The organism is Chelativorans sp. M5D2P16, from assembly GCF_034427935.1.
GTDB lineage: Bacteria > Pseudomonadota > Alphaproteobacteria > Rhizobiales > Rhizobiaceae > Chelativorans.
Genome location: NZ_JAXQNM010000025.1, coordinates 154,247 through 178,264 on the forward strand (window position 1 = coordinate 154,247; position 24,018 = coordinate 178,264).

The 24,018-nt window shown below is 64.5% G+C and carries 29 protein-coding genes; 12 read left to right on the forward strand and 17 right to left on the reverse strand.

Going from position 1 to position 24,018, the window contains the following annotated elements:
* Positions 1 to 388 precede the first annotated feature (388 nt).
* Positions 389 to 847: a tRNA (cytidine(34)-2'-O)-methyltransferase gene (locus SIN08_RS12035; RefSeq protein ID WP_322451814.1), complete on the forward strand. Its 459-nt coding sequence runs from the start codon at positions 389 to 391 to the stop codon at positions 845 to 847.
* Positions 848 to 975: 128 nt separating this feature from the next.
* Here the strand turns inward: SIN08_RS12035 and SIN08_RS12040 are convergent, their stop codons facing one another.
* Positions 976 to 1,233: a hypothetical protein gene (locus SIN08_RS12040; protein ID WP_322451815.1), complete on the reverse strand. Its 258-nt coding sequence runs from the start codon at positions 1,231 to 1,233 to the stop codon at positions 976 to 978.
* A 106-nt stretch (positions 1,234 to 1,339) separates the two neighbouring features.
* Here SIN08_RS12040 and hemF point away from each other — a divergent pair, with 106 nt between their 5' ends.
* Positions 1,340 to 2,254 carry an oxygen-dependent coproporphyrinogen oxidase gene (gene hemF / locus SIN08_RS12045; protein WP_322451816.1) on the forward strand — a complete coding sequence of 305 codons (915 nt, stop codon included), beginning with the start codon at positions 1,340 to 1,342 and terminating at the stop codon, positions 2,252 to 2,254.
* Between the two features lie 86 nt (positions 2,255 to 2,340).
* On the opposite strand, the gene SIN08_RS12050 is transcribed toward hemF, so the two are convergent.
* Positions 2,341 to 2,973, reverse strand: a complete 633-nt coding sequence (locus tag SIN08_RS12050; protein WP_322451817.1) for a LysE family translocator — start codon at positions 2,971 to 2,973, stop codon at positions 2,341 to 2,343.
* Between the two features lie 150 nt (positions 2,974 to 3,123).
* On the opposite strand from SIN08_RS12050, the gene SIN08_RS12055 reads away from it, so the two are divergent.
* The 5 genes from SIN08_RS12055 (at position 3,124) to SIN08_RS12075 (ending at position 7,057) form a co-directional block, all read left to right on the forward strand.
* On the forward strand, positions 3,124 to 3,429 hold the full coding sequence (locus tag SIN08_RS12055; RefSeq protein ID WP_322451818.1) for a DUF6665 family protein: 306 nt from the start codon (positions 3,124 to 3,126) through the stop codon (positions 3,427 to 3,429).
* A gap of 261 nt (positions 3,430 to 3,690) precedes the next feature.
* Positions 3,691 to 4,263, forward strand: coding sequence for a ubiquinol-cytochrome c reductase iron-sulfur subunit (gene petA / locus SIN08_RS12060; protein ID WP_322451819.1), 573 nt, complete (start codon positions 3,691 to 3,693; stop codon positions 4,261 to 4,263).
* A 19-nt stretch (positions 4,264 to 4,282) separates the two neighbouring features.
* Complete coding sequence (locus tag SIN08_RS12065) at positions 4,283 to 5,572, forward strand: cytochrome b (protein WP_322451820.1); 1,290 nt, start codon at positions 4,283 to 4,285, stop codon at positions 5,570 to 5,572.
* A 24-nt stretch (positions 5,573 to 5,596) separates the two neighbouring features.
* On the forward strand, positions 5,597 to 6,421 hold the full coding sequence (locus tag SIN08_RS12070; RefSeq protein ID WP_322451821.1) for a cytochrome c1: 825 nt from the start codon (positions 5,597 to 5,599) through the stop codon (positions 6,419 to 6,421).
* Between the two features lie 90 nt (positions 6,422 to 6,511).
* Complete coding sequence (locus SIN08_RS12075; RefSeq protein ID WP_322451822.1) at positions 6,512 to 7,057, forward strand: adenine phosphoribosyltransferase; 546 nt, start codon at positions 6,512 to 6,514, stop codon at positions 7,055 to 7,057.
* Positions 7,058 to 7,146: 89 nt separating this feature from the next.
* On the opposite strand, the gene SIN08_RS12080 is transcribed toward SIN08_RS12075, so the two are convergent.
* The 7 genes from SIN08_RS12080 to SIN08_RS12110 form a co-directional block, all read right to left on the reverse strand.
* Positions 7,147 to 7,689, reverse strand: coding sequence for a peroxiredoxin (locus tag SIN08_RS12080; RefSeq protein ID WP_322451823.1), 543 nt, complete (start codon positions 7,687 to 7,689; stop codon positions 7,147 to 7,149).
* A gap of 198 nt (positions 7,690 to 7,887) precedes the next feature.
* Complete coding sequence (gene ychF / locus SIN08_RS12085; protein ID WP_322451824.1) at positions 7,888 to 8,991, reverse strand: redox-regulated ATPase YchF; 1,104 nt, start codon at positions 8,989 to 8,991, stop codon at positions 7,888 to 7,890.
* A 102-nt stretch (positions 8,992 to 9,093) separates the two neighbouring features.
* Positions 9,094 to 9,804 carry an aminoacyl-tRNA hydrolase gene (pth, locus tag SIN08_RS12090; protein ID WP_322451825.1) on the reverse strand — a complete coding sequence of 237 codons (711 nt, stop codon included), beginning with the start codon at positions 9,802 to 9,804 and terminating at the stop codon, positions 9,094 to 9,096.
* Between the two features lie 30 nt (positions 9,805 to 9,834).
* A complete protein-coding gene (locus SIN08_RS12095; protein WP_322451826.1) occupies positions 9,835 to 10,485 on the reverse strand; it encodes a 50S ribosomal protein L25/general stress protein Ctc in 651 nt (216 codons plus the stop codon).
* Between the two features lie 132 nt (positions 10,486 to 10,617).
* On the reverse strand, positions 10,618 to 10,887 hold the full coding sequence (locus tag SIN08_RS12100) for a hypothetical protein (RefSeq protein WP_322451827.1): 270 nt from the start codon (positions 10,885 to 10,887) through the stop codon (positions 10,618 to 10,620).
* A 9-nt stretch (positions 10,888 to 10,896) separates the two neighbouring features.
* Positions 10,897 to 11,523, reverse strand: a complete 627-nt coding sequence (locus SIN08_RS12105) for a LysE family transporter (protein WP_322451828.1) — start codon at positions 11,521 to 11,523, stop codon at positions 10,897 to 10,899.
* A gap of 25 nt (positions 11,524 to 11,548) precedes the next feature.
* Positions 11,549 to 11,902 (reverse strand): hypothetical protein, encoded by a 354-nt coding sequence (locus SIN08_RS12110; RefSeq protein WP_322451829.1) that lies wholly within the window; start codon positions 11,900 to 11,902, stop codon positions 11,549 to 11,551.
* Positions 11,903 to 12,190: 288 nt separating this feature from the next.
* Between SIN08_RS12110 and SIN08_RS12115 the strand changes: the two genes are divergently transcribed.
* Positions 12,191 to 13,363 (forward strand): LuxR C-terminal-related transcriptional regulator, encoded by a 1,173-nt coding sequence (locus SIN08_RS12115; protein WP_322451830.1) that lies wholly within the window; start codon positions 12,191 to 12,193, stop codon positions 13,361 to 13,363.
* A gap of 197 nt (positions 13,364 to 13,560) precedes the next feature.
* Here the strand turns inward: SIN08_RS12115 and SIN08_RS12120 are convergent, their stop codons facing one another.
* The 7 genes from SIN08_RS12120 to lgt form a co-directional block, all read right to left on the reverse strand.
* Positions 13,561 to 13,887: a hypothetical protein gene (locus tag SIN08_RS12120; RefSeq protein WP_322451831.1), complete on the reverse strand. Its 327-nt coding sequence runs from the start codon at positions 13,885 to 13,887 to the stop codon at positions 13,561 to 13,563.
* A gap of 193 nt (positions 13,888 to 14,080) precedes the next feature.
* Positions 14,081 to 15,013 (reverse strand): ribose-phosphate pyrophosphokinase, encoded by a 933-nt coding sequence (locus SIN08_RS12125; RefSeq protein WP_322451832.1) that lies wholly within the window; start codon positions 15,011 to 15,013, stop codon positions 14,081 to 14,083.
* A 108-nt stretch (positions 15,014 to 15,121) separates the two neighbouring features.
* Positions 15,122 to 15,682 (reverse strand): hypothetical protein, encoded by a 561-nt coding sequence (locus SIN08_RS12130; RefSeq protein WP_322451833.1) that lies wholly within the window; start codon positions 15,680 to 15,682, stop codon positions 15,122 to 15,124.
* A 56-nt stretch (positions 15,683 to 15,738) separates the two neighbouring features.
* Positions 15,739 to 16,890 carry a Xaa-Pro peptidase family protein gene (locus tag SIN08_RS12135; RefSeq protein ID WP_322451834.1) on the reverse strand — a complete coding sequence of 384 codons (1,152 nt, stop codon included), beginning with the start codon at positions 16,888 to 16,890 and terminating at the stop codon, positions 15,739 to 15,741.
* Positions 16,890 to 17,684: a peptidoglycan editing factor PgeF gene (gene pgeF, locus SIN08_RS12140; protein WP_322451835.1), complete on the reverse strand. Its 795-nt coding sequence runs from the start codon at positions 17,682 to 17,684 to the stop codon at positions 16,890 to 16,892. The genes SIN08_RS12135 and pgeF overlap by 1 nt, the downstream gene beginning before the upstream one ends.
* 58 nt (positions 17,685 to 17,742) lie before the next feature.
* Positions 17,743 to 18,825 (reverse strand): class I SAM-dependent methyltransferase, encoded by a 1,083-nt coding sequence (locus SIN08_RS12145; protein WP_322451836.1) that lies wholly within the window; start codon positions 18,823 to 18,825, stop codon positions 17,743 to 17,745.
* Positions 18,822 to 19,676: a prolipoprotein diacylglyceryl transferase gene (lgt, locus tag SIN08_RS12150; protein WP_322451837.1), complete on the reverse strand. Its 855-nt coding sequence runs from the start codon at positions 19,674 to 19,676 to the stop codon at positions 18,822 to 18,824. Before lgt ends, SIN08_RS12145 begins: the two co-directional genes overlap by 4 nt.
* 155 nt (positions 19,677 to 19,831) lie before the next feature.
* Here lgt and SIN08_RS12155 point away from each other — a divergent pair, with 155 nt between their 5' ends.
* The 4 genes from SIN08_RS12155 to SIN08_RS12170 all read left to right on the forward strand — a co-directional run bounded on the left by SIN08_RS12155 (position 19,832) and on the right by SIN08_RS12170 (position 22,359).
* Positions 19,832 to 20,128: an accessory factor UbiK family protein gene (locus SIN08_RS12155; protein ID WP_322451838.1), complete on the forward strand. Its 297-nt coding sequence runs from the start codon at positions 19,832 to 19,834 to the stop codon at positions 20,126 to 20,128.
* A 325-nt stretch (positions 20,129 to 20,453) separates the two neighbouring features.
* A complete protein-coding gene (locus SIN08_RS12160) occupies positions 20,454 to 20,954 on the forward strand; it encodes a YbjN domain-containing protein (protein WP_322451839.1) in 501 nt (166 codons plus the stop codon).
* Positions 20,955 to 20,964: 10 nt separating this feature from the next.
* Positions 20,965 to 21,318: a tRNA-binding protein gene (locus tag SIN08_RS12165; protein ID WP_322451840.1), complete on the forward strand. Its 354-nt coding sequence runs from the start codon at positions 20,965 to 20,967 to the stop codon at positions 21,316 to 21,318.
* 444 nt (positions 21,319 to 21,762) lie between these two features.
* The gene (locus tag SIN08_RS12170) at positions 21,763 to 22,359 is read left to right on the forward strand and encodes an NADPH-dependent FMN reductase (RefSeq protein WP_322451841.1); all 597 of its coding nucleotides are present in this window, start codon (positions 21,763 to 21,765) and stop codon (positions 22,357 to 22,359) included.
* Between the two features lie 51 nt (positions 22,360 to 22,410).
* Here the strand turns inward: SIN08_RS12170 and SIN08_RS12175 are convergent, their stop codons facing one another.
* Positions 22,411 to 23,823: an ATP-binding protein gene (locus tag SIN08_RS12175; RefSeq protein ID WP_322451842.1), complete on the reverse strand. Its 1,413-nt coding sequence runs from the start codon at positions 23,821 to 23,823 to the stop codon at positions 22,411 to 22,413.
* Positions 23,824 to 24,018: the final 195 nt, after the last annotated feature.

Below are 24,018 nucleotides of genomic sequence, written 5' to 3' on the forward strand. Positions count from 1 at the left end.
AGCCTGGTGTGCGTCGCTCGGCGGCAGAGCCGTGGTGGTGGGAGCGACTCGTGTCGCCGGCGCGTTGCGCCTTTCGGGAAATTTCGCAGACATGGAGCGAATCCTGGAATGATTCCGGAATGGGTTCCGGCGGATCGGCTCGCGCGTGGTCTACTGGGGAAGAATATGCGTTGGAGCGAGAACCGCCGTCAGGCCTTGAGCCCGGCCCCGATCCAGGGGCGCGCGCAGACCAAGGATGCGACCATCCGATTATCCATGTCTGCCTCCGGCGGTTTACGTTAAGCGTGGCGACCTTATATCCAAGAATGCCGAGGCTGGCCAGCGCCTTTGTCAGTGTGCTTTCACCCTTTCGGGCAGCTGTGTCTCCGGGGCTACAGTCGAGCAAGGCATGAAACACGGCATTCGCATCGCACTTTTCCAACCCGACATTCCGGGCAACACCGGTGCCATCCTGCGCCTTGCGGCCTGTCTGGGCGTGGCGGTGGATCTGATCGAGCCGGCGGGCTTCGAACTTTCCGACCGCGCCCTGAAGCGCGCGGGGATGGACTATCTCGAACGCGCGCCGCTCACGCGCCATGCGTCCTGGGAAGCGTTCGAGACGTGGCGACAGGCGGAAGGGCGCCGGCTTCTCCTCTTCACCACGACGGCCGCCGTCCCCTATACGGCCTTGTGCTACCGCGACGGCGACGTGCTGCTCTTCGGGCGCGAGTCGGCCGGCGTGCCCGAGGAGGTGCACCGGGCGGCCAATTGCCGCCTGGTCATTCCCATGCGGGAGGAGGCGCGCAGCCTCAATGTCGCGCTTGCCGCCGCGATGGTCTGCGGCGAAGCGTTGCGGCAGACGGGGTAGGCTGCTTCGTTTGCTTAGGCTGTACGGCTGCACGGTTTTCTCCTTCACGGTAAGTGGAAGGAGGCCGGGGTACGACCTCGACTTAAGTTGAGGTCAAGCGGGATGCGGAAAAACCGAAAGGCGGCGCTTTAGTCCGCGCTCGGCAGGCGGCGCATGGTGAACTCGATCACGCCGCCCGGGCGCTCGCACCAGCTTTCCACCTCGGTCCAGTAAGCCTGCTTGGGCCAGCGCTCCAGCCATTCGCGCGCCTTGGCGCGGGCTTCGTCGCGCGGCAGCGAGAAGGTTTCGCGCAGGAAACCGTCGCGCGGTAGGCGATGGTCGTTGGCGCGCTTCTTGTCGAGGGCACGTTTGAGGCCCTCGAGCGGGGGCTTGGCGGGCACGCGCACGAAAGAACTCCTTGACCCGTTGCCCGTTAAGATTAGGGATCGAAAGTGACAATTGCGAGTCCTTTGTCTGCCACGACGACGCGGCTTCGCGCTCGAAAGGGGCCTCATGGAAAGACCAGACATACCGGCCGGACTGCCCGACGGCCTGGAGGAGAAGAAACAACGGGCGAAGGCCTGGTTCGAAAGCCTGCGCGATCGGATCTGCACCGCCTTCGAGAAGCTCGAGGACGAACTGTCGGGGCCGCTCTCGACCCGTGCGCCCGGCCGTTTCGAGCGCACGCCCTGGCAGCGCGAGGAAGGGGCGGGCGGTGGCGGCCTCATGTCGATGCTGAACGGCCGCGTCTTCGAGAAGGCCGGCGTGCACACCTCGACGGTCTTCGGCGAGTTCTCGCCGGAGTTCCGCCAGCAGATACCGGGTGCGGAGGAGGATCCGCGCTTCTGGGCGTCCGGGATCTCGTTGATCGCGCACCCGCAGAACCCGAATGTGCCGGCCGTGCACATGAACACCCGCATGGTGGTGACCACGCGGCAGTGGTTCGGCGGCGGCGCCGACCTGACGCCGGTGCTCGACCGCAGGCGCACCCAGGAGGATCCCGACACGGTCGCCTTCCACCGGGCGATGCGGTATGTCTGCGACCGACACAAGCAGGTGGCGGAGTATGACCGCATGAAGGGCTGGTGCGACGAATATTTCTTCCTGCCGCACAGGAACGAGCCGCGCGGCACCGGCGGCATCTTCTACGACTGGCTGAAGACCTCGGACGAAAAAGGCGGCTTCGAGGCCGACTTCGCCTTCACGCAGGACGTGGGCCGCGCCTTCCTGGTCGTCTACGAGCACCTGGTGCGCAAGAACTTCGATACCAACTGGACCGAAGCCGACCGCGAGGAGCAGCTCGTGCGCCGGGGCCGCTACGTTGAGTTCAACCTGCTCTACGACCGCGGCACGATCTTCGGGCTGAAGACCGGCGGCAATGTCGATTCCATCCTCTCCAGCATGCCGCCTGTGGTCAAGTGGCCGTAGCTTGCCGGCAGACGCTGATCGACCTCATTTTCCAGGGATCCGCAGGGCATGCGCGAGCGTCTGGAGCGCCGCAACGCGGCGTGATCTCATGGCCGCAGGGTCGCGAGCTTCAGGCCGAAGGCGACAAAGACCGTTCCCGTTACGGCCTTGAGCGCGCGCTGCACCCAGGCGCGGCTGCCGAGCCCCTTGAGCGAAGACAGGAGCACGACAAGGCCCGAGAACCAGACGATGTTGACCAGCGAGTGGATCGCGACCAGCAGGAAGGCCCATTGCACGCCCTGCGCGGTGGGCGGAATGAACTGAGGGAAGGCCGCAAGATAGAACATCGACACTTTTGGGTTCAGCGCGTTGGTGAGGAATCCTTCGACCGTCGCCCGCACGAGGGTCCGCCGCCGCTTTGCCGGCGTCACCTGCCGGGGCAACGCGACGCCTTTCCAGGCCTCCCAGAGCGCCTTCAGGCCGATGAAGCACAGATAGGCGGCACCCAGCATCTTCACGATGAAGAAGGCCTGCGCCGACTGGACCAGGATGATGGAGATGCCCAGGATCGACAGTGCCCCGTGCAGGTAGAAGGCGGCGAAGAAACCGGCGATGTTGGCAAAGCCCGCCGCCTTGCCCGAGGTGGGAACGGTCTTGGCGATCAGAACGCCGTTCGGGCCGGGCGAGATCACCAGAAGAGTGGCGACGAGCGTGAAGGCGGAGAGTTCCAGGAAAGTCATTGCCGTATTCCTGCCAGGATCGTGCCGCGGCCAAGGGTCTTTGCGCCGGCTCTCAGGCCATCGGTTGAAGCATCGTTCGATGAGGACCACAATAGGTGCCGTCTCCACGTCCTGTCGAGACAAACCGGCCGCGAGAATCGGGAATCGGACATGCTGCGCGCACCTTCCACGAAAGCCAACAGACCGCAGACCGGGGTCGATTCGCTCGACCATGAGCTTGCCGGCGAAATGGCCGCTTCGCTCGGCCGGGCCGGTCGGGAGGCCGAGGCGGCCCTGGCGCGGCTCGCCGCGCACGAGGGCGAGGGATCCGAACGGGCCGGTCTGTTGCGTGCGGCGGCCGATGCCGTCTACGCCTATTTCATCCAGCGCGAGCTATGCGGGCTGAAGCGCCATGACGACGTGGTGCGCCAGCTTGCCATTCCGCGCGCCGTCCTGGTGCGGCTCGGCGCGCGATAGGGACCGGCAATCCGCGGGGATGCGCCGGTCAGGGCGGGGAACGTCTCGCACGGCCCTCACATGCGCATAAAAGGGTGTTCTCCCCGCGACAATCTGCCCTGTCAGGCGGCGGGTGTCTGGACAAGTCTGGCGGTCGCGCATAGAAACCATCGCCAATTGCCGGGGGAACGGCCGGTCCGTCGTGGGGAATCGAAGGGCGGGCGCGATTGTCGACAAACGCATTCTCTTCGGCAGGCATGAGGTGAAAAGGACCGCAGTCCCGTGAGCGATATCGATTCGACCCATATCCCGGAACACAACCGCCGCGACTTCCTCTACGTGGCCACCGGAACGGCCGCTGCCGTTGGCGCCGCCGGTGCCCTGTGGCCCTTCATCGACCAGATGCGTCCCGATGCCTCCACGCGTGCACTGGCTTCCATCCAGGTGGACGTCTCGGCCGTCGAGCCCGGCATGTCGCTGACGGTGAAGTGGCGCGGCCAGCCCGTCTTCATCCGCAACCGCACGGAGGCGGAGATCGAAGCGGCGCGCGAGGTGCCGCTCGACGAGCTCAAGGACCCGGTCGCGCGCAATGCCAACCTGCCCGCGGATGCGCCGGCGACCGATGTCGACCGCTCGGCGGGCGAGGGGATGGAAAACTGGCTCGTCATGATCGGCATCTGCACCCATCTGGGCTGCGTGCCGCTCGGTCAGCAGGGCGATTTCGGCGGCTGGTTCTGCCCCTGCCACGGCTCGCACTACGATACGGCGGGCCGCATCCGCCACGGGCCCGCTCCCGAGAACATGGCCATTCCGACCTTTGATTTCATCTCCGACTCGGTCATCCAGATCGGGTAGGAAAGGGAGCGCATTTTCCATGAGCGGTGGACACTCGACCTATACACCCAAGACCGGCATCGGGCGCTGGATCGACGCGCGTCTGCCCCTGCCGCGTCTCGTCTACGATTCCTTCGTCGCCTATCCGGTGCCGCGCAATCTGAACTATGCCTACACCTTCGGCGGCATCCTTTCGCTGATGCTGGTCGCGCAGATCCTGACCGGCGTGGTGCTGGCCATGCACTACGCCGCCAACACGGAGGTCGCGTTCGCATCGGTCGAGAAGATCATGCGCGACGTCAATTCCGGCTGGCTCCTGCGCTATTTGCACGCCAACGGCGCATCCTTCTTCTTCATCGCCGTCTACGTGCACATCTTCCGGGGGCTCTACTACGGCTCCTACAAGGCGCCGCGCGAGCTTCTGTGGATCCTCGGCTGCATCATCTATCTGCTGATGATGGCGACGGCCTTCATGGGCTATGTGCTGCCCTGGGGGCAGATGAGCTTCTGGGGCGCCACCGTGATCACCGGTTTCTTCACGGCTATTCCGCTCGTGGGCGACTGGATCCAGCAGCTTCTGCTGGGCGGCTTCGCGGTCGACAACCCGACCCTCAACCGCTTCTACTCGCTGCATTACCTGCTGCCCTTCATGATCGCGGGCGTGGTGGTTCTGCACGTGTGGGCGCTGCACGTCACGGGCCAGACGAACCCCACCGGAATCGAGGTGAAGCAGAAGACGGACACGGTCAACTTCACGCCGTATGCGACCATCAAGGATGGCTTCGCCATGGTCGTGTTCCTCCTCGTGTTCCTCTACTTCGTCTTCTACATTCCCAACTATCTCGGCCACCCCGACAATTACATCGAGGCCAACCCGCTTCAGACGCCGGCGCATATCGTGCCCGAATGGTACTTCCTGCCGTTTTACGCGATCCTGCGGGCGATCACCTTCAACATCGGGCCGATCGACTCCAAGCTCGGCGGCGTGCTCGCCATGTTCGGCGCCATTGCCGTTCTCTTCGTCGTGCCCTGGCTCGACACCTCGAAGGTGCGTTCGGCGGTCTACCGGCCGTGGTACCAGCTGTTCTTCTGGCTCTTCGTGGCCGACACCATCTTCCTTGGTTGGCTCGGCTCGCGGCCGGCGGAGGGCGTCTATGTCGTGCTGGCGCAGATTTCCACGCTGTACTACTTCGCCTTCTTCCTACTCGTCATGCCGGTTCTCGGTTTGATCGAAACGCCGCGCCGGCTGCCGAACTCGATTACCGAAGCGGTTCTGGAGAAGAACAGAACCAGCGCGCCCGCTGGCGCCCAGGCGGCCAGTGAAGGTTGAGCGATGCGCAAAGGGATTTCGGACATGAAGATGTTTTTCCATGGCCTGGCGGCGCTCGGCCTCGGCTTTGCCCTGGCCTCCTCGGCGGCGGCCGCGGAGTATCCACTGGAGGAACCGGAGCCCATTGACTGGAGCTTCTCGGGGCCGTTCGGGACCTACGACAAGGGCCAGCTGCAGCGCGGCTTCAAGGTCTATCGCGAGGTCTGTTCCGCCTGCCATTCGCTGAACCTCGTCGCTTTCCGCAATCTGGAGGACCTGGGCTACACGGAAGAGCAGGTGCGGGCGATCGCCGCCGAATACGAAGTCGAGGACGGCCCGAACGAGGCGGGCGACATGTTCACCCGGCCCGCCAAGCCGTCCGACCACTTCCCCCCGCCCTTCGCCAATCCCGAGCAGGCGGCGGCCTCGAACAACGGCGCCGTGCCGCCCGATTTTTCGCTGCTGGCCAAGGCGCGGGCGGTGGAGCGCGGGTTCCCGACCTTCCTCTTCGATATCTTTACCCAGTATGCCGAGGGCGGAGTGGACTATACTCACGCGCTGCTGACCGGATACGAGGAGCCGCCGGAGGGCGTCGAAGTTCCGCCCGGTACGTACTACAACCCGTATTTCATCAACGGCATCTCGCTTGCCATGGCGCCGCCGATCGCCGACGGAATGGTCACCTATGACGATGGTGCGCCTGAGACGCTGGACCAGTACTCCCGCGACGTGTCGGCCTTCATGATGTGGGCGGCCGAGCCGCATATGGAAGCGCGCAAGGCGACCGGCTTCACGGTCATGGTCTTCCTCGTCCTATTCGGCGGGCTTGTCTATCTGACCAAGCGTAAGGTATGGGCGGAAGTGCACTGACGGCATCAGACCTCATTCCATGTGAAATTTGAGGGCGCCGCATGGGCGCCCTTTTTATTGGCAAGGCAGCAGGGCGGAGGACTCCGGAAGATGAAGCAGTCGCTCGATGAGACGTTGCGCGCGGCGATCCGCACGATTCCCGACTACCCGAAGCCCGGCATCCTCTTTCGCGATATCACCACGCTTCTGGGCGATGCACGCGCCTTCCGCCGCGCGGTGGACGAACTCGTCCATCCCTATGCGGGGTCGAAGATCGACAAGATCGCGGGCATAGAGGCGCGTGGCTTCATCCTCGGCGGGGCGATTGCCCACCAGCTCTCCTCCGGATTCGCCCCGATCCGCAAGAAAGGCAAGCTGCCGCACGAGACGGTGCGCGTGGCCTACAGCCTCGAATACGGGCTCGATGAGATGGAAATGCACCGCGATGCCGTCAAGCCCGGCGAGAAGGTGATCCTGGTCGACGATCTGGTGGCCACGGGCGGCACGGCGGAAGCGGCGGTCAAGCTCCTGCGCCAGATGGGCGCAGAAATCGTCTCGGCCTGCTTTGTCATCGACCTGCCGGATCTGGGCGGCCGTGCCTTGCTGGAAGCCGCCGGTGTCGAGGTGCGCACGCTGGTCTCCTTCGCGGGCGACTGACGAGGCGAGCCCCGCCGATAACGCCGCATACGGCAAAAACCCCGGACAGGCTCTGTCCGGGGGTAGAGGGTCAGACGCAGTAGGTGGGATCAGGCGGCGGCGGATTCGCGCGCCCTGAGGTTTTCCAGGATGTTCTGCGGCGAGGAAACGCCGTACGGGTCGGTCTCGCAATTGTCGGCGAAGCCTTCCTCCTCGAACCACTGTTCGATCATGCCGTCGTTGACGACGGCAGCATAGCGCCAGGAGCGCATGCCGAAGCCCAGATTGTCCTTGGCCACCAGCATGCCCATCTTGCGCGTGAACTCGCCGGAGCCGTCGGGAATGAACTTGATCTTCTCGATCCCCTGGTGGCGGGCCCATGCGTTCATGACGAAGGCGTCGTTGACCGAAATGCAGTAGATCTCGTCGATGCCTTCCGCCTTGAATTCGTCGTGGAGCTTCTCGAAATCGGGCAGCTGGTAGTTGGAGCAGGTGGGCGTGAAGGCGCCCGGCAGCGAGAACAGGACCACGCGCTTCCCGCTGAAATAATCCGCCGTGGTCTTGTTCTCCCAGCGATAGGGATTCGGTCCTTCGATGCTCTCATCGCGCACGCGGGTGCGGAAGGTCACGTCCGGGACTCTTTTTCTCAGCATGAACACGATCCTTTAAAACAGGCCCGCCCACCGGCCCAAGGACCGGAGGCTCACGGGAATGGTTTGAGAACCCGGTGCCTGGGAGGGGAACACCGGACAAGCTGAGGATTACACCCTTTCGATGACACGAATCCAATCCGCAAGCGGCGGCAATCCGCCGCAGAGCGTGGAAGCGGTGGATAGTCCGGCGACCGCCCGTCAGGTGTTGAACTTGAACAGCACAACGTCGCCGTCCTGAACGATGTATTCCTTGCCCTCGTCGCGCGCCTTGCCGGCTTCGCGCGCCGCCGTCTCGCCGCCGAGGCCGACGAAATCGTCATAGGCGATGGTCTGCGCACGGATGAAACCGCGCTCGAAATCGGTATGGATGACACCGGCGGCCTGCGGCGCTTTCGAGCCTTTCTGGACGGTCCAGGCGCGGGCCTCCTTCGGCCCGGCGGTGAAGAAGGTGATCAGGTCTAAAAGCGCATAGCCGGCGCGGATCAGGCGGTTGAGACCAGGCTCCTCGAGCCCCATGGCCTCCAGATATTCCGCTGCCTCCTCCTCGGGAAGCTGCGCCACCTCCGCTTCGATGGCCGCCGAGATCACCACCGATTTGGCGCCCTGCGCCGCTGCCATCTCCTCGACCGCTGCGCTGTAGGCGTTTCCGTTCGCGGCATCGCCCTCGGCGACGTTGCAGACATAAAGAACGGGCTTGGACGTCAGAAGGTTGAGCATGCGCAGGATGCGCAGGCTTTCCGCATCCAGTTCCGAAAGCAGGAGCCTGACCGGCTTGCCGTCCTGGAGAAGAGCGAGCGCCTGCTCCATGACGGGCAGGACGGTGATCGCCTCCTTTTCCTTGCCCGTGGCGCGCTTGCGGGTTGCGACGATGCGCCGCTCGAGGCTTTCGAGGTCGGCCAGCATCAGTTCTGTCTCCACCGTCTCGGCGTCGGCGACCGGATCGATGCGCCCCTCCACATGGGCGATGTCCTCGTCCTCGAAGCAGCGCAGGACATGCACGATCGCGTCCACCTCGCGGATATTGGCCAAGAACTGATTGCCGAGTCCTTCGCCCTTGGATGCGCCGCGCACCAGCCCGGCTATGTCCACGAAGGAGATGCGCGTCGGCACGACCTCCTTCGAGGCGGCGATTTCGGCAATCCTTTTCAGCCGCGGGTCGGGCACGGCCACCTCGCCGGTGTTCGGCTCGATGGTGCAGAAGGGATAGTTCGCCGCCTGGGCCGCGGCCGTCTTTGTGAGCGCGTTGAAGAGCGTCGACTTGCCGACATTGGGCAGACCGACAATGCCGCATTTGAAACCCATGGGTGCTTTGTCCTGTCAGGTGGAACCGGTTCGGCGAAGGTTGGGGGAGGGTATGGGCGAGGGGGCTTGGAAAGGTCAAGCCCCGCCTGTGCGCTCGTCCGGCTATTCCTTGTTGCCGAAGAGCTTTTTCAGCATCGCCGCCATCGGTCCCGTCTCCGGTACCGGCGCAGCCGGTTTCCGCGGCCGCGCCTGGCGAATGTGACTGCGACCCTTCGGCGCCGGGACAGGCGTCTTCTCGTCGGGCTCGCCCTTCATCGCCAGGCTCACCTTGTTCATGAAACCCGACTCGTCGCCTGCGGCGAGCATCCCGAAATTGTCGGCCACAGAATCGAGCAACGGCTCCAGCCAGTCCCGGTCGGCCTTGGCGAAGTCGCCCAGAACATGGGCGTTCACCCGCGCCTTGTCGCCCGGATGGCCGATGCCGATGCGCACGCGCCGGTAGTCGGGGCCGCAATGGGCGTTGATCGACTTGATGCCATTGTGGCCGCCATGCCCGCCGCCGCGCTTGACGCGCAGCTTTCCCGGGGCAAGGTCCAACTCGTCATAGAGCACGACGAGGTCGGCGGGGGCGAGCTTATAAAAGCGCATGGCTTCGCCGACCGCCTGGCCGGAAAGGTTCATGAAGGTTTGCGGCTTGATGAGCAGCACCTTTTCGCCGCCAAGCAGCCCCTCCGCCACGAGGGCGCTGAACTTTTTCGACCAGGGCGAAAAGGAATGGCGGCGCGCGATCGCGTCCGCCGCCATGAAGCCGACATTGTGCCGGTGGTTTTCGTATTGCCGGCCGGGATTGCCGAGCCCTGCAACAAGAAGCATGCGGTCGGTCCCCTGTGGGGAAGGGGAGGACTACTCCTCGTCCCCGCCTTCCGCCTCTTCTTCCTGTTCCTCTTCCGCTTCGGCGGCTTCCTCGCTCTCCTCGGCCTTCAGGCCGGCCGGTGCGGCAACCGTGGCGATGGTAAAGTCGCGGTCGGTGATGGTCGGCTTGGCGCCCTCGGGCAGCTTCACAGCGGAGATGTGTACGGAATCGCCGATGTCCATGCCCGTGAGGTCGACCTCGATGTAGTCCGGGATGGCGGTCGCCGGGCAAGCGAACTCGACTTCGTGGCGCACCACGTTCAGGACGCCGCCGCGCTTGATGCCGGGCGCGTCCTCCTCGTTGAGGAAATGCACCGGCACGTTGACCGTCACGATGGTGTTGCGGCCGATGCGCAGGAAGTCCACATGCATGGCGAAGCCGCGTACGGGATCGAGCTGATAATCCCTCGGCAGGACCTGGATCTTCTCGCCGTTCACCTCGACGGAGGCGATGGTGGTCATGAAGCCGCCTGCGTGGATGCGGTGGAACACCTCCTTGTAGGGAAGCGTGATCGCCAGCGGGGGTTGCTTTTCGCCGTAAATGACGGCGGGAACCTTGCCGTTGCGCCGAATTGCCCGGGCGGACCCCTTTCCGACCCGTTCGCGCGCCTCGGCCTTCAGTTCATAGGACTGATGGGCCATGGTCTTTTCCTTTCGTTTTTCGGAGCGTTTCCGGGAGGGACAAGCCGAATCCCGAAAACGGAAAACCGGTGGCGTTCTCGGCAACCGGTTTTCATCCGCGCTGCCTCCAAGGGTGTCCGCGCGGACGCGCGTCTATAACCGATGGGGGGGACGGGTGCAAGGGCGCCCAGCGCGGGCGCCGTCCGCCGGGAGGGCGGGGTTGGTCGGCTTATCGGCCTGCTGTAAGGGGCGATCCGTCCCGTTCAGAAGGCCCAGGAGGGAAAAGGCGGTCACCTGGTCAAGGCCGATCAGCACGCGGTCGTCGCATTCCGCCGGCATTTCGGTCAGCCGGTCAAAGACCATCCAGCGCTCATCGGGCGCCAGAATGGCTTCGAAGCGTGCCTTGATGGCATTGTTGCACATGGTTTCCCTTTAGCTCGGCGAAAGGGCGGAAAGGGCGGAAGCAAGCGCAAGCAAAGCCAGCGTGAAACCCGCCCCCCGGCAGATGGCGCGGTGACGGCGAAGGGCGGCGGCGCGCACAGCTGGACGGGAAAGGGCGGCAGCCACAAACCCGTACCAGCCGACCCCGAGGAGCGTCGTGACGGCGACCACCAAAAAAGCGTCGCCGGTATTCTGGATGGGCAGCATCATTCCGGCGAAGACAACGGCTAGGAAGGAGGCGGTCTGGGGTGACAGAAATCCGATCAGAACGCCCCCGACAAACAGGCTGGCTTGCAGCTTCCGTGGCGGTTCGGCCGCAGCGGGCGGAGCCATGCACGCGATGCGCCATGCCATCCCGCCCAGCACCGCCGCGCTGGCGATCTCGACCGTCGGCGGCGGCAGGGAAGCGGCGAGACGCACCGCGCCAAAGGCCATGAGGGTCGCCAGAACGGCCGTTCCCACGCCGATGCCGGCCAGGAGCGGGATCATTCGAGCGAAGCCGTAGAGCGAGGCGAGGCTTCCTGTGGTGAGTGCGATCGGCCCGGGCGTGATCACGATCACCATGTAGCCCGCCAGGAATTGCAACATGGCCGTTGAGATCAGAACCGAGCCAGACATGGCATTTCCTCCCCCCCATTGCTGTCTATGGACGAGCGCTCACGAAGGCTCCGGGTTGCGGCTGCATGTCTATCCGGACCTTGCTTCCGGCGCGCAGGATTTCGATCTTCTCGCCCGTTTCGCCGGGCCTGCCCGGAACGGAGATGGCAAGCACCTGGCCGTCGGCCAAGATGGCCATGAAGCGCACAGGCAGGCCGTCTTCGCCCTCGGCGAGGGTGGCGACCACATGAAAGCCGTCCTCCTCGACCGTGTAGTAGAGGGTGCCGTTGAAGCGGGCGAGGTGTAGGCTGTGCCCGCTCTCGGGAGCCAAGTCCGAGGCCGCGGCAACGCCGGTCGCGGCGAGCCACGCGAATGCGTACGCAGTCAAACGTCGTGTCATCGCTGATTCTCCTCCCTTGGGCGCCGGCACTTCCGCCGGCGAAGCGGACAGCATCCGGATACCATCACCCGTCTTCACGCCACCGATCGGATGTCCGTTCCTTTTTCCTGACATGATCTTCGCTCTTCCTGACAGAACAGATTTGCATTGACTGCGCGAAGTTTTTCACGGCCTCTTTACTTGCGCATCCTGCGTTTGCAGGAGGCCGTGAAAAGTTGGGGCGTGATGCCGCGCCAAGCGCAGGGAAGGGTGGCAGCGGTCGGAAATTTGCGTTCGGAGTCCGGGAGCATGGTCGAGACACTGCCGCCACATGCCTTCTCGAGGCTCGTCGGATCGATCTACGACTGCACGCTCGATCCGTCGCGCTGGGGGCATACGCTCGCCGAGATCGCGGAGGCTCTCCTTGCGCAGTCGCTCATCCTGTCGCTGAACGATCTGCGCCACGACCATCTGGTGATCGATCAGAGTTTCGGTTGGGAACAGCATTGGCTGGAGGAAAGGGCGCAGCATCTTCCCGAGATCCACGGCTTTCTTTCATCGTGGCTGTCCCCAGGCACGTCGTTGGACGAGGCTTACGTCGCCTCGCGCGAGATTCCGCCGGAGCGCCTTGCGGCCTCGCCCTACGTGCAGCGCTGCCTCAAGCCGCAAGGAATTACCGACATCACTCACTTCTTCCTTATGTACACGCCAACCCATTTTTCCGAGATGGTGGTCTTTCGGCACCAGCGGCAGGGCTTGATGACGGACCGTGAAATCGCGATCGGCAAGCTGCTCCTGCCCCATCTGAGACGCGCCGTGACGATTAGCCGGGTGCTCGACGCCCGCGCGATCGAACGTGAACGCATGGTTCAGGCGCTCGACGCGCTCGCCTGTGGTGTGGTGCTGACAGACGAGCGCGGTGCCATCTTGCATTCCAACCGCGCGGCTGAGCGCATGCTTTGCGAGGGCGCAGCCATAAGAGAGAGTCGAGGCGTTCTGGAGGCCAAGGTCCCCGCCGCCGCGCGCGAATTGCGCAACGCCATCCGTCAGGCCGCGTGCGACGAGGCGGGCATGGGCAAGGCGGGGCTGAGCGTCCGCCTCACAGATATCGACGCACTGCCGCTCTTCGCCCACCTCCTGCCGATGACCGGTAGTGATCTTCGCACGAGTCTCCAGCCGGCGGCGGTGGCCGCCGTCTTCATCGGCAGCGAGCCGGACGCGGAGAGTGAAGCGGAGATGATCGCGCGGACCTTCGGGCTGACGCGGGCTGAGACGCGGCTGCTCACCTGTCTGCTCGCCGGCCGGATGCTCGCCGAGGCTGCCGGCGACCTCGGTATCGCGCCAACGACGGCGCGCACGCATCTCGACAACATCTTTCTGAAGAGCGGTGTCTCCCGCCAGGCTGAGCTGATGCGGCTGGCGAGACAGGTGGCGCTGCCGGTGGAGCCGAGCGCGTCGCCGGGGACCCCGATGGAGCGGTAGCCCCAGTTGAGGCGCGGGTGCGGATCAGGCTCGCTCAACGCTGATTTCTCCATCGGCTGCTACTGAGAGGACGAGGCGCGCTGCCACCGCTCGGTGCTGCGGGAACTGCTTCAGGAAAGAGGAGCGGTGATCGAGACGTAAGCTGCGGTAGCGGTAAGTTCGGGGTTTGGTTGGCGCACTCAAGCGCCTGAAGGCCGTTAAAACCGTGAGGCCTCCAGCGCCTCACGCACGGCCGTGCCGAGCTTTCGCGCATCGTCGAGCGGCGCTTCGAAGACCGGCGTGTAGGTATAGAGCGCGCCCCTGATGGACGCGTGGCACCTTACGAGCCCGTCGTCTTCGCCGGCCTGTGCATATTTGACATGGCTGTAGAAGGACCGGGTCCGCTTGCAGCCCGTGAGAGCCTGCAGTTCGGGGCTGATGCCGTAGGGGTGGCGTTTGCGCGGCTCCTTGTAGGAGCGGTCGATCCTGACCTCTTGAAAGGTGTGCTGCGCGGCGGCCCCGATCTCCTCGTCCGGCGCATCCACGGGAAGTCGGACAGCCCTTTCTGGATTTTTCCAGCGACCATAGTCGTAGCCTGCCACGGTTGGCAGGAGAACAATGAATTGCGGAGATCGGAGGAGGACAACAAGCCGGTTCTTCGGCAGGGCAGGCCTGATCAGTCCCAGTCGGATGCCTAGTTCTTCCAGAATTTCACTGAATTGCATGGGCGCGTGAAGTTCAGTCGAAAAGGCTGGAGACAGACTGCTCGGACGCCGTGCGCGAGATCGCTTCGCCGATCAGGTCGGCAATCGTGACGACACGCACGTTGTGCGCGGCCTCCACGGCCGATGTCGGCTGGATGGAATCGGTTATGACGAGCTCGGTGAGCTTGGAGCCGGAGATGCGCGCCACGGCGCCGCCCGACAGGACGCCGTGTGTGATGTAGGCCGTCACGTTGTTGGCACCGTTGGCGAGCAGCGCCTCGGCGGCGTTGCACAGGGTGCCGCCGGAATCGATGATGTCGTCGATCAGCAGGCAGTCCTTGCCGCGCACGTCGCCGATGACGTTCATGACTTCGGATTCGCCGGGCCGGTCGCGGCGCTTGTCGACGATGGCGAGCGGCGCGTCGATGCGCTTGGCGAGCGCGCGGGCGCGCACGACGCCGCCGACATCCGGCGAGACCACCATTACGTTTTTCAGTTTGTAATGCGCCTTCACATCGCGCGCCATGACCGGCACGGCGAAGAGATTGTCCGTCGGAATGTCGAAAAAGCCCTGGATCTGTCCGGCGTGGAGATCCAGCGTCAGCACGCGGTCGGCGCCGGCACGGGTGATCAGGTTGGCCACCAGCTTGGCCGAGATCGGCGTGCGGCCGGAGGTGCGGCGATCTTGCCTGGCATAGCCGAAATAGGGGAGCACGGCCGTGATCCGCCGCGCGGAGGAGCGGCGGAAGGCGTCGATCATGATGAGCATCTCCATCAGGTGATCGTTCGCCGGGTAGGCCGTGGACTGGAGAATGAAGACATCCTCGCCGCGCACGTTCTCCTGGATCTCGACGAAAATCTCCTGGTCGGCGAAGCGCCGGACCGTGGCTTTTCCAAGGGAGATATTGAGATAGCGGGCGACGGCCTCCGCCAGCACCCGGTTTGAATTGCCCGCAAAGAGCTTCATGGAACGTTCCCGGCCAACGCCTCGACTTCTGTGCCGGCTTTTAGCGGTGTGGCCGGCTAATGCAAGCATCTCTGGGAAAAAGTCCGCGCCTTTACCCAGAAAGGGTTATCATCCGGTGCTTCTGGACAGCCACGTCGCCAGCTCGTCTATGGTCCTGTCGGCGATCGCCTGCATGGTCTCGTCGGTTACCGACGGCCAGCCGGTGCCCTGGCCGCCGGTCACGGCCTGCTGTCCCTGGATCCGGTGCAGGCGGTTGCCGGTGGGGGCGAGCACGTCCCAGACATAGATGACCGTCGTCCGGCCGTCATCGGCGATGGTCGAAAAGTAGCCCTTTACCAGGAGCGTCGCGGCGGTGCTCTCCGTGACAAGGGTCAGGCCGCGCTCGCCGGCGCGCGCGGAGAGTCTGCGGGAGAGCGGGGTTACCGCCTCTTCCGTGGCGCCGATCACGGGGGCGAATTGGATCCGTGCATCGCCTGCGGCGACAGGCAATGCGTTCGCCTGGCCACCGGATTGCGCTGCGCTGGCGCTTGGATTCGCCGGTGGCGTGGCGTTCGCGTCGCTTGCGCCGGCTTCCGCCCGCGGCGTGAGGTCTAGCGCGCCCGTTCCCTGGCAGGCGGAGACGAGCGGTCCCAGAATCGCCAAGGCGATGATTACGATGAAGCGCCTCATCTTATCCTTCTCCCCGCGATCGAGATCCCGGTTTCACCCGGCATGACCCCAAATGCTTATTTTACGATTAACTCCGGCCCGTGGCGGGAAAGGGGCGTCGGTTCGGCCTCGGTGGTGAGGTATGTGCGGCCGAGACACATGGCGCAGCCCGATTCGGAATCCATGATGATCATGTGCGCGAAGAGCGTCATGTTCGGCGCGATCGGCTCGGGATTGCCGTTGTAGAACATTTGCGGGTCCATCCAGGACGGGGCGAAGCGGGCCCCGAGCGAATAGCCGCAGGCGTTCAGCCGATGCTTCGTCAGGCCGTGGATCTCCATCACGCGGGCATGGGCATCGAAGACGTCCCCGAAGGTGTTGCCGGGCGTCATGGCCTTCTCACCGGCCAGGAGCGCGCTACGCGCCGCCTCGAACAGCTCCTGATGCCGCTTGGAGGCTTTGCCCGTCAGCACCGTCTGCATCATCGCCGCATGGTAGCGGTGATAGACGCCGGCCCATTCGAGCGTGAGTTGGTCGTTCTTGGTGAGCTTCCTGCGGCCTGCCTTGTAGCGGCATAGAAGCGCGTCGGCGCCGGAACCGATCACGAACTCGTTCGCTGCATAGTCACCGCCGCCGGCGAGAACGGCGCTCTGCATGGCAGCCAGGATCGCCGCTTCATCGGCGCCCTGCTTGACGAGGGCAAGACCAGCGTCGAAGGCATCATCCGCCAGGGTGGCGGCGCGCTTGACCTTCTCGACTTCCGCCGGGCTCTTCAACAGCCTCAGCCGCGCCACAAGGTCGGAGGCGTCCTCGACCTTGGCAAAGGTCCGCAGCTGCTCGTCGAGAAGCCGCCCGTTCATGGCAGTCAGGCCGTGGGTGTCGTACTCCACCCCGATGCGCATGCCCAGAAGGTCGAGATTGTTCAACAACTCGCGCAGCTCGACGGCTGGATTCGCGCCCTGCCGATCGTTCCAGACCACGATGTCTCCGATAATGGAAGTATGCCGCGCCTGGCGCAGGTCGGCCGAGCGCGTCAAAAGCACCATCTCGCCATCCGCCTTCACAACGAGGCACTGGAAAAAGCAGAAGCCGAACGTGTCGTAGCCCGTCAGCCAATACATGCTTTCCTGAGCGAAGATGAGCAGGGCGTCGAGCTTGCGCTCCGACATCTCGATGAGTAGCCGGTCGCGGCGGGCGTCGAACTCGGCTCGGTCGAAGTGAAGCGCCATCAAAGGTCCTCCAGGCAAATCGCCGAAATCTGGCGTCCGTAATCCGTTTCGCCGCGATGTGTGGCGCGGCGGTAGGAGTAAAAGCGGTCCGCATCCGCATAGGTGCAGTGGCCGAGCATCTCGGCGCCGACCCCGGCGCGGGCAAGCCGTTCCATTGTATAGCCGCCGAGGTCGAAACAGGAGTGGCCGGGACGCGTGGAGGCCCGAAAGAAGCGCGCGTTCCCGGTGTCGGCTGCGAGGAAGCGTTCCTGGAACTCCGGGCCCACCTCGTAATTGTCCTGGCTGATCGCCGGTCCGAGAACGGCAACGATCCGGGCGCGTTCGGCGCCGAGGCGTTCCATCGCGACGATCGTGTTTTCCAGAACTCCGGTCAGTGCCCCTTTCCAGCCGGCATGGGCGGCGCCGACGACGCGGGCCTGCGCATCGGCGAAGAGCACCGGTCCGCAATCGGCCGTCAGCACGCCGATCGCCAGGCCGGGTTGCTGGGTCACCATGGCATCGGCCTTCGGGCGCGTTTCGCCCAGGGGCTCCTCGATCACAACGACATCCGCCGAGTGACACTGGTGCAATGTGCACAGCTTTTCGGCCGGTACAACCATCCAATGTGCCACGCGGCGACGGTTTTCCCGCACGGAGTCCCCCGAATCGCCGGAGCCGAGACCGACATTGAGGTTGCTATAGATGCCCTCGGAAATGCCGCCGATACGTGTGAAAAAGCCGTGCCGCACGCCCTCTGCATGTGCTGCATCGAGGAGAGGAGACCGGAGCGGCTCCGGTCTGGTCATGTCCAGCATGCGCCGCCTGTGATCTGTTTGCTTTGGCGGCGGATCGTGGGGCAGGGGGTATTCCAAGTCAATCCGCCGATCGAAAGGGGGGCACCGATATACCCGTCGGCAGCACCGCCAGAACCTTGAACAATTCGCCCATCGCTTCAGGCCCGGCCAGCCGCTCGACTTCTCCGCGGATGCGCTCCTGTTCCTTTGCGCTCCGGCCCGCGCCAAGCCGTCCGGCGCGCTCCAGAAGGCCCAGTTCGAGGAGGAATTTCCCCTGCGTCGTCAGCGGTGCCGACAGCCGATGCGCGCGGGCGGTGGCGGCGAGCGCGGCGAAATCCACGTGTGCGGTCAGGTCCGCCTCGCCGGGATGAGACAGCACGTCGTCATAGCCATGGCGGCGCACGGCCTGAAGCGTGTCGCCGAGTGCCGGCCCCTCATAGCCGTAATCGACGAAGAGGCCCGCGCCCTTCTCCCGGGCGAGCCGTTCGCAAAGCACGTCCATCAGGGCCTCGCGCGCCGGGGCGTGCTCGAAGACGGCGCCGTTGGGCGCATCGCGGGCACCGGGCGGCAGGAGTGCGGGATCGGGAGCGCCCGCGCCGGCCATGAGGCAAAGCGCGCCGTCCGCGCCGATGCCCACCGCTCGTTCGCGCCAGCCGGCGGCGGTCTTCACATATTGACGGATGGGCAGGGCGTCGAACAACTCGTTGCCGACGATGAAGAGCGGGCCGTCCGGCAGGTCCTCCGGCCGTTCGTACCAGTCCGCCCGGACAGGTGCGTGTGCGAGCGTCTCCTTCTGGAGCGCCGCCAGGCGCGGGCTTGCCTCGACCATGGCGACGCGCGGGGCGAAGCGCCGGTCAAGGCGTGCGAAAGTGCGCAGCATGTCCTGCATCAGCGTGCCGCGGCCCGGGCCGATCTCGGCGACGACGGCGCCCTCCGGTGCACCGCAGGCCTGCCAGGCGCTGTAAAGCCAGACCGCGACCAGCTCGCCGAACATCTGGCTGATCTCCGGGGCGGTGGTGAAGTCGCCTGCACGCCCGAACGGCTCCCGGGTAGTGTAGTAGCCGTCTTCGGGATCGAACAGGCAAAGCGCCATGTAATCGGCCACGCTCATCGGCCCGGCAGCTTCGATCAGGCGGCGTATTTTCCGGGTCAGCGGGGTCATGGCTCCCGGCGTGCTTCGGCGGGTTCCCGTGCCGTCGTCATCGCCCACAGCCCGGCAAGCACCATCGGCAGCGACAGCACCATGCCCATGGTCAGCCATCCCCCCGCCAGATAGCCGATATGCGCATCCGGCTCGCGGAAGAACTCGGCGAAAATGCGCGACAAGCCGTAACCGCAGATGAAGGCACCGCCGATGAAGCGCGGCGTCTTGAGGCGCAGACGGCGGTGGGTGAGGAGGCGCAACACGAGAAAGAGGACGAGCCCCTCCAGCGCCGCCTCGTAGAGCTGACTCGGGTGGCGCGGCAGGGGCCCGCCGTTCGGAAAGACGACGCCCCATGGCATGTCCGTCGGCCTGCCCCACAGCTCCGAATTGATGAAGTTCGCGACCCTTACCAGGCCGAGGCCCACCGGGGCGGTGGCCGCTATTGTGTCGAGCATGCTCCACGCGTTGATGCCGCGCGAGCGGGCGAACAGCACCATGGCGAGGATCGTGCCCAGCATGCCGCCGTGGAAGGACATGCCGCCCTGCCAGAGGGCGAGAATGTCCAGCGGATTGGCGAGGTAGCGCGGCAGGTCGTAAAACAGCACATAGCCCAGCCTGCCGCCGGCGACCACGCCGACGGCCGCCCAGATGACGAAGTCGTCGAGGTCCGTCGGCTTCATGGGAGGCGTGTCGTGCGCCCACAGATGCCGGTTCGAGACGAGGCGCTTGGCATACCACCAGGCGAAGAGAATGCCGACGATGTAGCCGATCCCGTACCAGTGGACGGCGAAGGGCCCGATCTGGAAGATGACCGGATCGATCTGCGGAAAGGGCAGGGCGGCCAGCGGCAGGAGAAAATACTCGCTCAAACGTGCCTCCTGTTTCGGTCCGCCGGTATCCGGCGGCGGCGCAGGGTATGCGCGGGCAATGCGGCGCGGTCAAGCCTGGGGAACGTGCTCCGGGCGTGCTTGCATTCGCGCTCGCGCGGCCCTACCTGATTCCGGATCAGGGAGAGGTTATCGATATGACGAATGGCACGAATCGCATCCTCGACGAATTCGCCAAGGTGATGACCGACGCGGCAGGCGCCGCCCAAGGCGTCCGGCGCGAGTTCGAGACATTGTTCCGCTCCCAGGCCGAGCGCATGCTCCACTCCATGGACCTCGTCCAGCGCGAGGACTTCGAAGCGGTGCGCGACATGGCGGTCAAGGCACGGGAGGAGAATGCGGCGCTTCTTTCGCGCATCGAGGCGCTGGAAGCCAAGCTCGCGGGCGGTGAAAGCGCGAAAAAATCCACGTCGAGCACGCAATCCAAAAAATAATTCGCCGGAGCCGCAGCCTGTGTGCAAGCGCAAAAAATATTGGCGCGAGAGTCGGTTAGGCGGCGGCCGGATTCGCAGCAGGGGGCAAACTATCCACATTGCCGGTTGACGGCCCGAAAAAAGGGCTGGTCACAGGTCCTGTCATCAATACACTGAATTTGCTGCATGATTCGAAACGGATCGTAGGCCGGGTTGGGGTGGGCCCGTTCATGTCTCTCGTCTCCTACACCCGCTCAGTTGAACAGTATCGGGTCGCGTGTGCTTCAAACCGCATGTGCCAGACGGCGGGGCGCATCAGCGCTCCCACTAATGGGAAAGCAGATTTATGAGCCTTCTTGAACTCGACATGTCGCGTGATGCCCATCCGGTGGACGTCATCGAGCATGTCGCGCACAACAACGACTGGAGCTTCGAGCGCAACGGCGACGACGAGATCGCCATCTCTGTCGCCGGCACCTGGACGGACTATCACGTCTCCTTTTCCTGGATGGAGGAGTTCGAGGCCCTGCATGTCGCCTGCGCGTTCGACTTGAAAGTGCCGGAAAAGCGCGCACTCGAAGTGATGCGGCTATTGTCGCTCATCAACGAGCAGATGCTGTTCGGGCATTTCGACCTGTGGGATCGCGAAAGCGTCATCATGTTCCGCCAGTCGCTCGTTCTGGCCGGCGGGGTGGAGCCGACGGGCCAGCAGGTCGAGGTGATGCTCAACAGTGCGCTGGAAGCCTGCGAATGCTATTATCAGGCGTTCCAATACGTTATCTGGTCGGGCACCAGCGCGCAGGAAGCGCTCAACAGCGTGCTGTTCGAGACCTTCGGCACCGCCTGAGGGGAGAATCATGAGTTCGGAAAAGGCGCCGGAGATCGCATTCGACGACTTTCTCAAGGTCGATATCCGCGTCGGCACGGTGGTCGAGGCCGAACCCTATCCGGAGGCGCGCAAGCCGGCGATCAAGCTGAAGATCGACTTCGGCGCCGAGATCGGGGTCAAGAGATCCTCGGCCCAGATCACCGAGCATTACACGCCGGAAAGCCTCGTCGGGCGGCAGGTCGTGGCGGTGGTGAACTTCCCCCCGCGCCAGATCGGCAAGTTCATATCGGAGGTCCTGACCCTGGGGTTTTCCGATGAAGCGGGCGCGGTGGTGCTGGCCGCGGTGGAGAAGAAGGTGCCCGACGGCAGCCGGCTGCACTAGGATGAGTTGGGGTTCATCGGATGCGCAACGTACGGGAAGCACTCTCTCTTGCGATTTCTAACACTTAGCCTTCGGCTAAGATTTTGAAATCGCTTTCTCCCCCGCCAAGGGGGAGATAGGCGTGTTGCGCAACCGCCTCTGCCAGTCTCCGACGTCGGCGATTGGCGGGAAGGACCGATGTCCGCGTTATCTCTCCCTTGGCGGGAAAAGCAAAATCTTGGGCTTGGCAATTCCAAGTCCTTAGAATTTGCCAGAGAGGGGCACACGCGCTTCCCGCATCGACGGCCGCCATACACGGGGTCACCCGAAGGTAACCTGGTGTGGAATCGGTGCCTTCTTGCACTCCCATCCAAGGTATCTATTTTCGCCTCGGTATAAAACATATACCGCTCCGACGGATCCTCCCAAGCCGTTCCAGAGTGGTATCAATTCCGAGGAGTCCCAATGCCGCTTAAGCTCAATATCATCATCGGCAGCACCCGCCCCGGCCGCGTCGGGCCCGTCATCGCCCGGTGGCTGGAGGAGTTTGCAACCAGTCACGGCGCGTTCGACGTCGAACTGGTCGATCTCGCGGATTTCAACCTGCCCCTCCTGGACGAGGCGGCCCATCCGCTACAGCAGGAATACGAACACGCGCACACCCGCCGCTGGGCGAAGAGCGTGGCGTCCGCCGACGCCTTCGTCTTCGTCACGCCCGAATACGATTCTTTCCCGCCCGCGAGCCTCGTCAACGCGGTGCAGGCCCTTGTGCTTGAATGGTCCTACAAGCCCGCCGGCATCCTGAGCTACGGCGGTGTCTCCGGCGGCCTTCGCTCCGCGCAGGAATTGCGCCAACTGCTCGGCAACGTGAACGTCCATGCCCTTCCCCAGGTGGTGCCGGTTCCCTTCTTCCCGCAGTTCATCGGCGATGAGGGCGGTTTCCACCCCAACGAGCAGATGCTCGACGGCGCGCGGGGAATGCTCGACGAGTTGCACAAGTGGGCCGCGGCCCTGATGACGATCCGCCAGGACGGGGAAAACGAGCGGGAAAAGGTCGCCTGAGGGAGCACCATATGTTCCTCGCGGCCCGGCCGAACCATCGGTCGGGCCTTTTCAGGCCGGCACCCTGATGATCACCCGAAGTCCGCCCAGCGGGCTATCGTCGAGGATGACGTCGCCGCCGTGGGTGCGGGCGATGTCGCGGGCGATGGAAAGCCCGAGCCCGGTGCCGCTTTCGTCCTGGTTGCGTGCCGTGTCGAGCCTGACGAACGGCTTGAAGACGTCCTCGCGCTTCTCCGGTGGGATGCCCGGCCCGTCGTCGTCGACCGTGATCACCAGCATACCCCCGCCGTGCCTGGCTTCCACCGCCGTGAACGGAGCATAGCGGAACGCGTTGCCGATCACGTTGGTCAGAAGTCGGGTGAAAGCGTTGGGGCGCACCAGCACCTCGCGCTCGCCCGAAAGCGCGGTCTTGAGACGGGCGCCCCGCAGCTTCGCCTCCTCTTCCATCTTCTCGAGAAAGGCCGCCAGATCGAACTTGCCGGGATCCTCGGAAGCCTCGTTGCGGGCGAAAGCCAGATAGCCTTCGAGCATGGAGCGCATATCCTCGATGTCCTGATCCAGCGCCTTGATGTCCGCCTTGCTCGAGGCGATGGCGAGTTGCAGCTTGAAGCGTGTCAGGATCGTACGCAGGTCGTGGGAGACCCCCGTCAGCATGGCCGTGCGCTGCTCCATCTGGCGCTCGATGCGCTGGCGCATCTGCAGGAAGGCGGTGCCGGCGCGGCGCACCTCCTCTGCACCGCGCGGGCGGAAGTCGCTCGGCGTGGGCCGTCCCTTGCCGAAGCTTTCGGCCGCCTCGGCGAGTTGCGAGATCGGGCGGATCTGGTTGCGCAGGAAGGCGACGGCGATGGTCAGGAGCACGAGAGAGGTTCCCACCATCCACAACAGGAAGATGTGCGTGTTGGAGGCGTAGGCCTGGCTGCGCCGGGCGAAGATGCGCAGCACCTTGTCGTCGAGCTGGATGCGGATCTCGATGATGTTGGAGTTGCCCACCGTGTCGAGCCAGAAGGGCCGGCCGATCTGCTGCGTGATCTCCTCGCCGAGCGTCCGGTCGAGAATGGAGAAGAAGGGTTTCGGCGCAGGCGGCGGCAGGGGTTCGGGCGGCTCGATGCTGATCTGCAGCGCCAGCCGCTCCTGGGCGATGCGAATGATCTCGGCGTAGTCGTTCTCCTGCGGGTAGGTCTCGATGATGTCGATGACGGCGGCGATGTCGCGGGTGACGGCCTGCGAGAGCCGCTGCGTCACCGTCTGCCAGTGCCGCTCCATGAAGACGAAGGCGATCACCGACTGCAAAAGGATCATGGGCGCGATGACGATGATGAGCGAGCGTGCGTAAAGCCGCTTCGGCATGAAGCGCGACACCACGCGCCAGAAGCGCCGCCAGACCCGGCGTGCGGCATGAACGGTGCGGACCGCGCGCGCCGGCAGGTCGTTTCTTTCCGTCCAGGACAGATCGTATTTCGCCATCTCGCCTTCCGTGCGCCGGGTCGAAGCCGCCGCTCCACCCGTAAAGCCCGGGCATCCGCCGCCGCGCATTACCCGTCTCGGCAGCCGGCGTAAAGCGCCAACCCAAGGGTCCGCCAGTCTAGCGGCGTTTCCCGGCCGGGTCACGGATGGCGAGGGTAATGCGTGGGCGAAATGGAGAATGGAAGCTCAACTCGA

Bases quoted from the DNA above. Each gene is read 5' to 3' on its own strand.
- SIN08_RS12175 (WP_322451842.1), bottom strand. From the start codon at position 23,823: ATGGCGAAATACGATCTGTCCTGGACGGAAAGAAACGACCTGCCGGCG.
- SIN08_RS12105 (WP_322451828.1), bottom strand. From the start codon at position 11,523: ATGTCTGGCTCGGTTCTGATCTCAACGGCCATGTTGCAATTCCTGGCG.
- SIN08_RS12115 (WP_322451830.1), top strand. From the start codon at position 12,191: ATGGTCGAGACACTGCCGCCACATGCCTTCTCGAGGCTCGTCGGATCG.
- SIN08_RS12065 (WP_322451820.1), top strand. From the start codon at position 4,283: ATGAGCGGTGGACACTCGACCTATACACCCAAGACCGGCATCGGGCGC.
- SIN08_RS12070 (WP_322451821.1), top strand. From the start codon at position 5,597: ATGAAGATGTTTTTCCATGGCCTGGCGGCGCTCGGCCTCGGCTTTGCC.
- SIN08_RS12080 (WP_322451823.1), bottom strand. From the start codon at position 7,689: ATGCTGAGAAAAAGAGTCCCGGACGTGACCTTCCGCACCCGCGTGCGC.
- SIN08_RS12165 (WP_322451840.1), top strand. From the start codon at position 20,965: ATGAGTTCGGAAAAGGCGCCGGAGATCGCATTCGACGACTTTCTCAAG.
- SIN08_RS12095 (WP_322451826.1), bottom strand. From the start codon at position 10,485: ATGGCCCATCAGTCCTATGAACTGAAGGCCGAGGCGCGCGAACGGGTC.
- SIN08_RS12100 (WP_322451827.1), bottom strand. From the start codon at position 10,887: ATGTGCAACAATGCCATCAAGGCACGCTTCGAAGCCATTCTGGCGCCC.
- pgeF (WP_322451835.1), bottom strand. From the start codon at position 17,684: ATGCTGGACATGACCAGACCGGAGCCGCTCCGGTCTCCTCTCCTCGAT.
- SIN08_RS12055 (WP_322451818.1), top strand. From the start codon at position 3,124: ATGCTGCGCGCACCTTCCACGAAAGCCAACAGACCGCAGACCGGGGTC.
- SIN08_RS12035 (WP_322451814.1), top strand. From the start codon at position 389: ATGAAACACGGCATTCGCATCGCACTTTTCCAACCCGACATTCCGGGC.
- SIN08_RS12160 (WP_322451839.1), top strand. From the start codon at position 20,454: ATGAGCCTTCTTGAACTCGACATGTCGCGTGATGCCCATCCGGTGGAC.
- SIN08_RS12145 (WP_322451836.1), bottom strand. From the start codon at position 18,825: ATGACCCCGCTGACCCGGAAAATACGCCGCCTGATCGAAGCTGCCGGG.
- ychF (WP_322451824.1), bottom strand. From the start codon at position 8,991: ATGGGTTTCAAATGCGGCATTGTCGGTCTGCCCAATGTCGGCAAGTCG.
- pth (WP_322451825.1), bottom strand. From the start codon at position 9,804: ATGCTTCTTGTTGCAGGGCTCGGCAATCCCGGCCGGCAATACGAAAAC.
- SIN08_RS12110 (WP_322451829.1), bottom strand. From the start codon at position 11,902: ATGACACGACGTTTGACTGCGTACGCATTCGCGTGGCTCGCCGCGACC.
- SIN08_RS12075 (WP_322451822.1), top strand. From the start codon at position 6,512: ATGAAGCAGTCGCTCGATGAGACGTTGCGCGCGGCGATCCGCACGATT.
- SIN08_RS12135 (WP_322451834.1), bottom strand. From the start codon at position 16,890: ATGGCGCTTCACTTCGACCGAGCCGAGTTCGACGCCCGCCGCGACCGG.
- SIN08_RS12170 (WP_322451841.1), top strand. From the start codon at position 21,763: ATGCCGCTTAAGCTCAATATCATCATCGGCAGCACCCGCCCCGGCCGC.
- SIN08_RS12050 (WP_322451817.1), bottom strand. From the start codon at position 2,973: ATGACTTTCCTGGAACTCTCCGCCTTCACGCTCGTCGCCACTCTTCTG.
- hemF (WP_322451816.1), top strand. From the start codon at position 1,340: ATGGAAAGACCAGACATACCGGCCGGACTGCCCGACGGCCTGGAGGAG.
- SIN08_RS12125 (WP_322451832.1), bottom strand. From the start codon at position 15,013: ATGAAGCTCTTTGCGGGCAATTCAAACCGGGTGCTGGCGGAGGCCGTC.
- SIN08_RS12130 (WP_322451833.1), bottom strand. From the start codon at position 15,682: ATGAGGCGCTTCATCGTAATCATCGCCTTGGCGATTCTGGGACCGCTC.
- SIN08_RS12155 (WP_322451838.1), top strand. From the start codon at position 19,832: ATGACGAATGGCACGAATCGCATCCTCGACGAATTCGCCAAGGTGATG.